The 10,650-nt window shown below is 68.4% G+C and carries 10 protein-coding genes, 2 tRNA genes and 1 pseudogene; 2 read left to right on the top strand and 11 right to left on the bottom strand.

Annotation, left to right across the window (positions count from 1 at the left end; translation table 11 throughout):
- Positions 1-2 precede the first annotated feature (2 nt).
- Positions 3-80, top strand: a pseudogene (locus ABZ796_RS25395) (DNA gyrase subunit A); the annotation flags it as partial.
- 113 nt (positions 81-193) lie between these two features.
- Here the strand turns inward: ABZ796_RS25395 and ABZ796_RS25390 are convergent.
- The 5 genes from ABZ796_RS25390 to ABZ796_RS25370 form a co-directional block, all read right to left on the bottom strand.
- On the bottom strand, positions 194-1,111 hold the full coding sequence (locus tag ABZ796_RS25390; protein ID WP_357340755.1) for a hypothetical protein: 918 nt from the start codon (positions 1,109-1,111) through the stop codon (positions 194-196).
- A gap of 116 nt (positions 1,112-1,227) precedes the next feature.
- Positions 1,228-2,520 carry an ATP-dependent Clp protease ATP-binding subunit ClpX gene (clpX, locus tag ABZ796_RS25385; RefSeq protein ID WP_357340754.1) on the bottom strand — a complete coding sequence of 431 codons (1,293 nt, stop codon included), beginning with the start codon at positions 2,518-2,520 and terminating at the stop codon, positions 1,228-1,230.
- A 100-nt stretch (positions 2,521-2,620) separates the two neighbouring features.
- A complete protein-coding gene (locus tag ABZ796_RS25380; protein WP_355231559.1) occupies positions 2,621-3,226 on the bottom strand; it encodes an ATP-dependent Clp protease proteolytic subunit in 606 nt (201 codons plus the stop codon).
- Positions 3,227-3,230: 4 nt separating this feature from the next.
- Entirely contained in the window at positions 3,231-3,839 is a 609-nt protein-coding gene (locus tag ABZ796_RS25375) for an ATP-dependent Clp protease proteolytic subunit (protein WP_350716455.1), read from the bottom strand.
- Positions 3,840-4,014: 175 nt separating this feature from the next.
- The gene (locus ABZ796_RS25370) at positions 4,015-5,025 is read right to left on the bottom strand and encodes a hypothetical protein (protein ID WP_357340752.1); all 1,011 of its coding nucleotides are present in this window, start codon (positions 5,023-5,025) and stop codon (positions 4,015-4,017) included.
- A 210-nt stretch (positions 5,026-5,235) separates the two neighbouring features.
- On the opposite strand from ABZ796_RS25370, the gene ABZ796_RS25365 reads away from it, so the two are divergent.
- Complete coding sequence (locus tag ABZ796_RS25365; protein WP_357340751.1) at positions 5,236-5,997, top strand: hypothetical protein; 762 nt, start codon at positions 5,236-5,238, stop codon at positions 5,995-5,997.
- A 71-nt stretch (positions 5,998-6,068) separates the two neighbouring features.
- Here ABZ796_RS25365 and tig read toward each other — a convergent pair whose 3' ends face one another.
- The 6 genes from tig to ABZ796_RS25335 form a co-directional block, all read right to left on the bottom strand.
- Positions 6,069-7,460, bottom strand: a complete 1,392-nt coding sequence (gene tig, locus ABZ796_RS25360; protein ID WP_357340750.1) for a trigger factor — start codon at positions 7,458-7,460, stop codon at positions 6,069-6,071.
- Between the two features lie 69 nt (positions 7,461-7,529).
- A tRNA-Pro gene (locus tag ABZ796_RS25355) sits at positions 7,530-7,602 on the bottom strand.
- Positions 7,603-7,637: 35 nt separating this feature from the next.
- A tRNA-Gly gene (locus ABZ796_RS25350) sits at positions 7,638-7,711 on the bottom strand.
- A 115-nt stretch (positions 7,712-7,826) separates the two neighbouring features.
- Entirely contained in the window at positions 7,827-8,903 is a 1,077-nt protein-coding gene (locus tag ABZ796_RS25345) for a PP2C family protein-serine/threonine phosphatase (protein ID WP_357340749.1), read from the bottom strand.
- A 66-nt stretch (positions 8,904-8,969) separates the two neighbouring features.
- Positions 8,970-9,812, bottom strand: a complete 843-nt coding sequence (locus tag ABZ796_RS25340; RefSeq protein WP_357340747.1) for a DNA-formamidopyrimidine glycosylase family protein — start codon at positions 9,810-9,812, stop codon at positions 8,970-8,972.
- Positions 9,813-9,819: 7 nt separating this feature from the next.
- Entirely contained in the window at positions 9,820-10,338 is a 519-nt protein-coding gene (locus tag ABZ796_RS25335) for a ribose-5-phosphate isomerase (protein ID WP_357340746.1), read from the bottom strand.
- Positions 10,339-10,650: the final 312 nt, after the last annotated feature.

Raw genomic sequence — 10,650 nt, 5'->3', positions numbered from 1 at the left:
TCCTGCCCGCGCGCTTCCCGAACCTGCTGGTCAACGGCTCGGCCGGTATCGCGGTCGGGATGGCGACCAACATCCCTCCGCACAACCTGCGATGCGGTCCGGGGCCTGCTCCGTCCCTCACTCCGGCCAAGCGCCCGGGGGGACTCGCTCGGCCGGTCACTCTGGCGTGGTGCGGGTCGCCTCGGAGTGATCCCTACTGCACCGACTTCTCGGCACAAGTCTGGTCGTCCTTGCTGCCTTCCTTCGGCTCCTGCTCCGGCTCCGGTGCTTCCGTCGCCTCATCGTCGGACGGCTCAGCGGATTCGGTGGTGGCCTCGGGTTCGGCTGCGGGCGACGACCCTACCGGGGTCTTCGGCTCAGCGCACGCCTCACCACACTCGGGCGTGCCCTTCGGGTCGGGATCGTTGCTCGCTCCCGGCAGTGTCTTCACGTCCTCGGCGATCGCGGCGGTGAGCTCGCAGGCATCCTGGATGACCCGTTCGGCCTCGGACTCCTGCTTGGTCGCCTCGGTGTCGGGCTCCTTCGTCCCTTCGGGCGCCTCATCCTTCTCTCGGTCCTTCTTCGGCTCTTCCAGCGGAAGGTCCTCGACCGGGACGCCGGCGTCGGCCGCGATCAGCTGCCGCAGGAACATCGGCACGGCCTCGTCGACGGGGCGGGCGTCCTCCTCAGCGACGAACGGCCACAGCAACGGCGCCATGATCCCCGGGATCGGCCCCACGGACGGGACCAGCGTGGGCGGCTTGCTGTCGCCCTCGTCCTCGCCGGGCTCGGCGGGCGTCGTGGGCTCCTCGGAGGGCTGCGGTGCGTCGGGTTGCTCGGCGGGCGCGGACGGCGCCGTATCGGGCTTCTCGTCCCCGCGGCTCTCCCGCTCGGGGGACTCCTCCCGGTCGCTCCCCCGGTCCGCGTCGGGCGTGGCACTGGGGATCGTCGACACCCCGGAGACGTCGGGAGACGGCGCCGGCGGGATCACGGTGAAGTCGGCCTGGCCCGAGAGCGTACGCGGCACCCGGTGCAGCGCGGAGACATCCGGGCTGAGGGTCTGGATGACCACGAGCAGGCCGATGAGCACTACGGCGGCGTAGGCCATCACCGGGCCCCTCTGGAACCTCACGTGCCCACTTCCCTACCGAGTGACGGAGCTGGAAAGGTACAGATGATCATCAGTGCGTATTGTGTCGGACCGCCCGGGTCTTTACGGACCCGGGCGGCGAAAATGACCCAAAGGGACTACGCGGATTTCTTCTTGGTTTCCTTCTCGCGAGGAACCAGGGTCGGCATCTCGCCGTCGTCGACCACCTCGCGGGTCACGATCACCTTGCCGACGTCGCCACGGGAGGGTACGTCGTACATCACGTAGAGGAGGACCTCCTCGATGATCGCCCGCAGGCCACGGGCGCCGGTGCCCCGCTCGAGGGCCTTGTCGGCGATGGCGGTGACGGCGTCCTCGGTGAACTCGAGGTCGACGCCATCGAGGTCGAAGAGCTTCTGGTACTGCTTCACCAGCGCGTTGCGCGGCTCGGTCAGGATCTTGACCAGCGCGGCCTGGTCGAGCTTCTCGACGCTGGCGATCAGCGGCAGCCGGCCGATGAACTCCGGGATCAGCCCGAACTTGGTGAGGTCCTCGGGACGCACCAGCTTCAGCAGGTCCTCGGACTCCTTCTCGGCCTTGCCGCGAACCTCGGCGGTGAAACCGAGGGTCTTCTTGCCGACCCGCTGTTCGATGATGTGCTCCAGACCGGCGAACGCGCCACCCACCACGAAGAGGATGTTGGTGGTGTCGATCTGGATGAACTCCTGGTGCGGGTGCTTGCGGCCGCCCTGCGGCGGCACCGAGGCGGTGGTGCCCTCGATGATCTTCAGCAGCGCCTGCTGCACGCCCTCGCCGGAGACGTCGCGCGTGATCGAGGGGTTCTCCGCCTTGCGGGCCACCTTGTCGATCTCGTCGATGTAGATGATGCCGGTCTCGGCCTTCTTGACGTCGTAGTCGGCGGCCTGGATCAGCTTGAGGAGGATGTTCTCGACGTCCTCACCGACATAGCCGGCCTCGGTCAGCGCGGTGGCGTCCGCGATCGCGAACGGCACGTTGAGCATCCGCGCCAGCGTCTGCGCCAGGTAGGTCTTGCCGCAGCCGGTCGGACCGATCACCAAGATGTTGGACTTGGCGACCTCGACCTGCTCCTCCTTGGCGTGCTTGCCGGGGCCCTGCGGGCCACCGGGCTGCAGGCCGGCCTGGACGCGCTTGTAGTGGTTGTAGACCGCGACCGCGAGCGACTTCTTCGCCTGCTCCTGGCCGATGACGTAGGAGTTGAGGAAGTCGAAGATCTCCTTCGGCTTGGGGAGGTCGGCGATCTCCACCTCGGAGCCCTCGTTGAGCTCCTCCTCGATGATCTCGTTGCAGAGGTCGATGCACTCGTCGCAGATGTAGACGCCGGGACCCGCGATGAGCTTCTTGACCTGCTTCTGGCTCTTCCCGCAGAAGGAGCACTTCAGCAGGTCACCTCCGTCGCCGATGCGTGCCACGAGTGGCCTTCCTTCCCCGACTTGTGCTGCTAGGTCCGAATAATTACTGACGGTACCCCGCGCCGCGCCTTCGATGTGGGAGCGGCGCGGGGTCCGATGGTCAAACGAGCTGCGGCGTCTTGAGCGACTCGAGCACCGAGTCGATCAGGCCGTACTCGACCGCCTGGGCGGCGGTGAGGATCTTGTCGCGCTCGATGTCGTGGCTGACCTCGTCCATCGACTTGCCGCTGTGGTCGGCGATCATCTTCTCGAGCAGCTCACGCATCCGCAGGATCTCGTTGGCCTGGATCTCGATGTCGGAGGTCTGGCCGAAGGTGCCCTCGGTGTAGGGCTGGTGGATCAGGATGCGGCTGTTCGGCAGGGCCATCCGCTTGCCGTGGGCACCCGCGCCGAGCAGGATCGCGGCGGCCGAGGCGGCCTGGCCGATGCAGACGGTCTGCACGTCCGGCTTGATGAACTGCATCGTGTCGTAGATCGCGGTGCAGGCCGTGAACGAGCCACCGGGGCTGTTGATGTAGATCGAGATGTCCTGGTCCGGGTTCATCGACTGCAGGCAGAGCAGCTGGGCGATGACCGCGTTGGCGACATCGTCGCTGATCGGGGTGCCCAGGTAGATGATCCGGTCCTCGAAGAGCTTGGCGTAGGGGTCGATCCGGCGGACGCCGTAGGACGTACGCTCCTCCCACTGCGGGATGTAGTAGTTCATGTCCTCAGTCCTTCTTGTGGGCGGGGCGGCCCTCGTCGGAGGCTTCCTTGGCGCTCTTGATGACCTGGTCGACCAGGCCGTAGTCGAGCGCCTCGGCAGCGGTGAACCAGCGGTCGCGGTCGGCATCGACCGTCACCTGGTCGACGGTCTGGCCGGTGTGCTCGCTGATCAGCTCCAGCAGCACCTTCTTGATGTGCAGGGACTGCTGGGCCTGGATCTTGATGTCGGAGGCCGAGCCGCCCATGCCCGAGGAGGGCTGGTGCATCATGATCCGCGCGTGCGGCAGCGCGTAGCGCTTGCCCTTCGCACCGGCGCAGAGCAGGAACTGGCCCATCGAGGCGGCCAGGCCCATGCCGACGGTCGCCACGTCGTTGGGGATGTAGTTCATCGTGTCGTAGATGGCCATACCGGCATCCACCGAGCCACCGGGCGAGTTGATGTGAAGGAAGATGTCGGCCTCGGGGTCTTCCGCGGAGAGCAGCAGGAGCTGCGCGCAGATCGCATTCGCGTTCTGGTCGCGGACCTCGGAGCCGAGGAAGACGATGCGCTCCCGCAGCAGTCGGTTGTAGATGTTGTCGTCGAGAAGGCTCAGACCGCCGCCGTTGCCGCCCAGGCTCGGGGAGAGCCCTGGGGCACCGGCATGAGCGTCAGCCGCGCTGGAGTCGATGTTCACAGGATCGACACTAGCCGCCACATCCAGTTGTTCCACGGCTGGTGTGCCATTGTTCGCCGACGGCAGAACTAATGGCGATCGCGGCGCAATCCGGGCGACGCCGCGATTCCTGCGGCTACGCCAGCCAGCGCAGCAGGGCGTCGTGCACCGCCGGATGGTTCGACAACGGCGTCTCGGCGGTCGAGAGCGTGAAGCGCTCCGCCGTCGGGAACAGGTCGCGCACCCGTCGCGACCGCAGCGGCGTCTTGTGCCGCCACCACAGCATCTCCCCGAAGAGTCGCCCGACCCGGTTGGGGCGCGAGGTCGCCTTGTCGGTGACCAGCAGATAGTCCACGTCCGGTCGCGGCGGGAGCATCGCCTCGTCGGCCCCGACGACCGCGATCCCGGCGAGGTGCTCGTCGAGCTGCTTGCCGACCCCACCCGAGATCGGGGCGGAGGTGACCGCGTAGGGCGCCGTGCCGAGGGCGATCAGCTCGGAGACGTACGTCTTCCACGGCCGCGCCCCGGAGGTGGCCACCCCGAGCGCGTTGCGGGCGATCAGACCACCACCGGCGTAGCCGACCAGGACGATGCGCGGCGAGCCGGCCGCATCGAGGTGCGACTCGGCCGCGAGGGCGTCGACGCACTCCTGGATCCGGCTGCTGAGCGCCACCGCGGCGGGCACCGACCTGCTGCCGGCCGAGACGTGCATGTGCAGCGGCATCCAGCCGAGCAGCTCGGCGAGCCGGTCGGCGTACGTCGCGCCGGTCGCCTGAGAACCCTCGTCCCAGACCGTCTCGTCCTTGCCCGCCGGCGGGATCAGGACCAGGACCCGCGGGCTCGTCCCGACCTTCCGCTGCGCGGCGGCCCACTCCTTCGGCCCGACCGTGCGGCCCTGGTGCCGGACCGCGACAGCGGGCCCGGAGTCGGTGTTGACGACGCCGCGGATGATCGGCGTCGCGAGGACGAACGGGGCCGCGAACGGCCGACGGGCGAAGGCGGTGATGCGCCAGGCGAGCTTCGCCAGACCGACGAGTCCGGCCACCTTGCCCTGACCGCGGTCGAGCTGTGCCTCGGCGTCGGGGTCCACCGGGGCGTCCTCGACGTTGAGGACCACGGCGCGGACGGTCTCAGGACTGGAGGTCACGCTGGCAGCGTAGGGCCTACGCTGCGCCAACAGGATCACCTGTGACCACTGGCCGGCCCGTCTGTGTCTCAGATCACACCGCGGCGACCGCATTCCGTTCGTTTGCGTTCACTCACACTTATGGTGTCCGTGATGCTGTTGTTACTGATGTTGCGTGACGACAGCGGCCTTCACGGGTTACCGTCGGATGGGGAAGGGGGGTGTCCGGGCGTGAGCGACGATAAGGAAACACACTGTCTGTCGTGCGGCGATGCGCTGCTGCCCGGGGCCATCTACTGCATCGGCTGCGGCACCCCGCTCCTGGCTCCCCCGGAGCGACACCGCCCGCTCTTCGTGGACGAGCTCGGCGACGAGGCGGCCGCTCCGCGCACGCCGCGGGGGTACTTCTTCGACGACGCCGCTTCGCCACCTCCCCCGCGACGGAGGGGCCGCACCGCCCCGATCCTGGTGATGATCGTGGTGCTGGTGCTCGTCGCCGGCGTGCTGGGATTCATCTTCGGCAAGGACGGGACCGGACCCCTGCAGTCCAAGGCGGAGCCGGAGCCCTCGGCCGGCCCCAGCGCGAAGACGCCCTCGACCGAGCCCTCCGTCGACCCGCATGCCCCGCCGGAGAACCAGCTGCTCCGCATCTCCCGCCTCGACACCGAGGCGGCCACCGAGCTCATCGGCACCTGGATCCCGCAGCTGGCGGCGGTCGGCGCCGGGGACGGCGGCGACGCCGACTGGCACCAGGCGCTGAGCCGCTACCAGAAGATCAAGACCGACCACCCCGACGCGCTGCTCCTCGACACCGGCGAGTGGCCGAGCTCGTACGTGAAGTCGGGGATGTACGCCGTCGTGGTGCCCTATCCCAGCGACACCTCCACACCCGCGCTGGAGTGGTGCGTCGAGCAGGGCCTGTCGAAGACCGACTGTGCGGCCAAGCACCTGGAGGTCTCGGGCGACCCGACGGACAACTTCGACGCCCAGTAGCGCCGACTCACCCGAAAACGACAGCGCCCCTGCCGCGAGGCAGGGGCGCTGTCACGTACGTCTGAGGGTGATCAGGCGTCAGCCTTCTCGCTCTCCTCGGGGGCCTCGGGGGCCTCGGCCTCGGGCTCGTCCTCACCGATGGTGCCGTCGGGGCGCAGGTTCTTCAGCTCGACGTGGTTGCCGGACTCGTCGGTGACCTTGGCGGCCTCGACAAGCTGGGCGAGCGCCTTGCCGCGCAGGATCTCCTGGACCAGCTCCGGCACGTGGTTGTGCTCGAGCATGTGGTTGACGAACTCCTGCGGGTCCTGACCGGACTGCTGCGCACGGCGCATCATGTGCTCGGTCAGCTCCTGCTGCTCGACCCCGATCTCCTTCTCCTTGGCGATCTGGTCGAGGATCAGCTGGGCGGCGACGGCGTCACGAACGCGGCGCTCGAGGTCGGCCTCGAACTCCTCGATCGTCTGCTCCTCGTCCTCGAGGTACTTCTCGAAGGTGAGGCCGGCGAAGCCGAGCTGCTGCTCGATGCCCTCGCGGCGCGCGTTGAGCTCGTCGGTGACGATGCTCTCCGGAAGCGGGATCTCGATCTGCTCCAGGAGCGCCTCGAGGACGGCGTCACGGGCGGCGGCGGCCTGCTCGAGGCGCTTGCCGTTGCCGAGGCGGCCGCGGACGTCCTCCTCGAGCTCCTTGACGGTGTCGAACTCGCTGGCGAGCTGGGCGAAGTCGTCGTCGTAGGCCGGGAGCTCCTGCTCCTGCACCTGGTTGACGGTGACGTTGACGTCGACCTCCTGGCCGATCAGCTCACCGCCCACGAGGGTGCTCTTGAAGTCGGTGGAGTCGCCGGCGGACAGACCGGTGATGGCCTCGTCCAGACCGTCGAGCATGCCGCCCTTGCCGACCTGGTAGCTCATCCCAACGGCCTCGGCGCCCTCGACGTCCTCGCCGTCCTTGGTGGCCTTCAGGTCGATGACCACGAAGTCACCGTCAGCGGCGGGGCGCTCGACGTCCTTGAGGGTGCCGAAGCGCTCGCGCATCGCCTGGATCTGCTCCTCGACGTCAGCGTCGGTGAGCTCGATGTCGTCGACCTTGGCCTCGATGCCCTCGTAGTCGGGCAGCGTGATCTCGGGCTTGACGTCGACCTCGGCGGTGAACTCCAGCGCCTCGTTGTCCTCGAGCTTGGTGACCTCGATCTCGGGCTGCGCGAGCGGCTCGAGCGAGTTCTCCTGGAGGGCGTCGAAGTACATCTGCGGGAGGACGTTGTTGACCGCCTCGGAGAGCACCGCGCCGCGGCCGACCTGCTTGTCGATCACCTGGGGCGGGACCTTGCCCCGGCGGAAGCCGGGGACGTTGATCTGCTTGGCGATCTGCTTGTACGCCGCGTCGAGGCTCGGCTTGAGCTCCTCGAAGGGCACCTCGACGGTCAGCTTGGCCCGGGTCGGGCTCAACGTCTCGACGGCGCTCTTCACAGGGTGTCTCCTGTCGTTTGTTTCTGAGAATGATGTCGCGTGCAGGGCTATGGAACTACGGGAGAGATGTCGGGGCGACAGGACTCGAACCTGCGGTCTCCTGCTCCCAAAGCAGGCGCGCTAGCCACTACGCTACGCCCCGTCAAGGGCCCCTCCCCAATCAGCGGGAATGGCACTTGGAGCGGATGACGGGAATCGAACCCGCGTAATCAGTTTGGAAGACTGAGGCTCTACCATTGAGCTACATCCGCGCACGCGAGAGCCAGCGCCCTCGTGCGACCTGCGAAATCCTGCCATAGATCTGGCTCACACCTGTAACCGGCTCCCCTACCGACCAGTTCGACCGGTCTCGCACGGTCCGTTCGGTCAGCGCCTTCCGACAGCAACGAGCGCGCGATCGTCGGAGCTGGGGCTCAGTCCCTCGAGCAGCCGGCGCGCTCCCCCACCTCGTCCGGTGACGGCGAGATGGTCGGCGGTGGCGACCAGGTTGCCGATGCCGTGCTCGAGGTCGACGCCTCGTGCCTCCACGACGCCGTCGGTGTAGAGCATCACCATGTCGCCCACCCCGAGCACTCCCTCGCAGGCGTCGAACTCGACGTCATCGATGAGCCCCAGCACCGGGCCGTTGCTCTCGGCCTCCTCCCAGCGGCCGGTCGCGGCACGGCGCAGCAGCGCGGGCGGGTGGCCGGCCGTACGGATCTCGTACGCACCGTTGGTGAGGTCGATCGAGAGGTAGACGGCGGTCGCGAAGCCCTCCGCCCAGTCCTGGCGGAGCAGGTAGCGGTTGGCCGCGGGCAGGAACTCGGCCGGTGACACAGCGCCGAGGAGACCGCCGAACGCACCGGACAGCTGTAGCGCTCTGGTGCCCGCGCGCTCCCCCTTGCCGGAGACGTCGACGACGACGATCTCCAGCCGGTCGTCCGCGCGCGCGGCCACCACGAAGTCGCCGGCGAACCGGGTGCCGCCGGCCGGCAGGACCGCCGAGTCTGCGAGCCAGCCGTGCGGCATCGGGGGGATCGCGCCCTGGTCGAGCTTGTGGGTCAGGTCCAGCAGCATCAGCTCGTCGCTCAGCCCACCCACCCCGAGGTAGGTGCGACGCATCGCGACGAACAGCACGATCGCGCCGAGCAGGAAGTGCACACCGATGGCGGCGGCGTCCCGGTCGGAGAGTGTGAGCCGGCTGGCAGCGACCACGATCATCACCATCACGAAGACGACGAACCAGCTGAGCGTACGTGGCCCCAGCAGCACCGCTCCGAGCAGCAGCGGCACCGTCAGGACCGCCACCGGGACCACCTGCAGCCAGCCCGTCTGAGCCGCCGCGAGGACCGTCAGGACGATAGTGAGCAGCCCGAGCCACAGCACCGCTCGCAGCTCCGGGTCACGGAACCTGCGGCGGATCGCGTTGCTCCGCAAGCGGTCTGCGAAGGCATGGCTCGACATGGCCTCACTCTAGGTCTCGAGGTGGGGGCTGCGTGGTCGTTCTCGCAGGCCGGAGAGTAGTGCGGGCTACTTCTTTACGGTCGTCCGGGGCCGGTAGGTGCGCTGGCACTTCGGGCACCAGAACAGGTTGCGCTGCTGCAGCTCGGTGGTGCGTACGCTCGTGCCGCACACCAGGCACGGCTGCCCGTTGCGCCGGTAGACGTAGACCTCGCCGCCGTGGTCGTCCTTGCGCGGCGGGCGACCCATCGCCTCGGGGGTGTGCTCGTCGCGGACGGTGTCGATGCGGTTCCTCTGGACGCCGATCTTCATGAGCTCGACCAGGTCGTTCCAGATGGCTTCCCACTGCTGTCGGCGCAGGGTGTTGCCCGGGCGCATCGGGTCGATCCGGTGCCGGAAGAGCACCTCGGCCCGGTAGACGTTGCCCACCCCCGCCAGGACGCTCTGGTCCATCAGCAGCGCGCCGATGCTCGTACGGCTCCGACTGATCCGCAGCCAGGCCCGGCTAGGGTCGGCGTCGTCACGCAACGGGTCCGGGCCGAGCTTCGCGACGACCGCGTCTCGCTGGGCCGCGGTGACCAGGTTGCACGTGTTGGCGCCACGCAGGTCGGCGTAGGTGTCGCTGCCGGTCAGGCGGAGTCGGACCTGGCCGACCGGAAGCGGCGGCTCTGCCGCGTACGGCCTCAGGTCGAGCTTGCCGTAGAGGCCTAGGTGGATGTGGACGTACTGCTCCCCCGGGAACTCGAGGAACAGTTGCTTGCCCCACGCCTCGGCGCCGGTGAGGACGTGGCCGTCGAGGAGCGCGGCCGAGTCGGCGAAGCGGCCCTGCGGGCTGCTGACCCGGACCTGCTGGCCGGCGAAGGCGTCGCTCAGATCGAGCGCGAGACGGTGGAGGGTGTGCCCCTCGGGCATCCCCGGATCAGTCCTGGTCCTCGGCAGGCCCCAGGCCCTTGGCCGAGTCGGGAAGCGGCGGACGTACGCCATCCGCGTCGTAGGCGTGGAGCTGCTCGATGCGGCGCACGTGCCGCTCGTCCCCGCTGAACGGCTCGGCCAGGAAGATCTCGACGAACTTCGTCATGTCCTCGAGGCTGTGCATCCGGCCGCCCACCGCGACCACCTGGGCATCGTTGTGGTCACGGGCGAGCTTGGCGGTCTCCTCGCTCCACGCGAGCGCACAGCGGATCCCGGTCACCTTGTTGGCCGCCATCTGCTCACCGTTGCCCGACCCACCGATCACGACCCCGAGGCTGTCCAGCCCCTGCTCCCGGTCCCGGACCACCCCCTCGGCCGCCCGGATGCAGAAGACCGGGTAGTCATCGAGGGCGTCGTAGACGAACGGGCCATGGTCGACAGGCTCGTAGCCGAGCTCCGTCAGACGGTTGATCAAATGGGACTTCAGTTCGAGACCGGCGTGGTCACAGCCGATGTGGACGCGCATGCGTCCATCCTCTCTTACCTGCGCTGGATCTTCGGATTTGGTGGGTTGGTGTTGGTTGTTGGGCCTGGCCCCCGACGCGTTACGGAGGGTGTTCTCTGGCTTCAGGGGTGATCGGTCGCGGGGTTGGTGTGGGACGGGTTTCGCGGGGTGCGGGTGTCTTGTTGGGCTGGTGGCCGCCGACCCGTTATGGAGGGTGTTCTCGACGGCTCCCGGAGTCAAGGACGGCCTGCGGCCGCCGGCTTCGCCGGTCGCCTTCGGCGATCCTGGACACCGGGCTCCGTCGAGAATTTTGGCTGGTTATCGGGTCGGCGG

This window comes from Nocardioides sp. NPDC047086 (assembly GCF_040643685.1).
Lineage (GTDB): Bacteria > Actinomycetota > Actinomycetes > Propionibacteriales > Nocardioidaceae > Nocardioides.
Note: the sequence above shows the minus strand (reverse complement) of the source record. Positions and strands in the feature narration are given on the sequence as shown.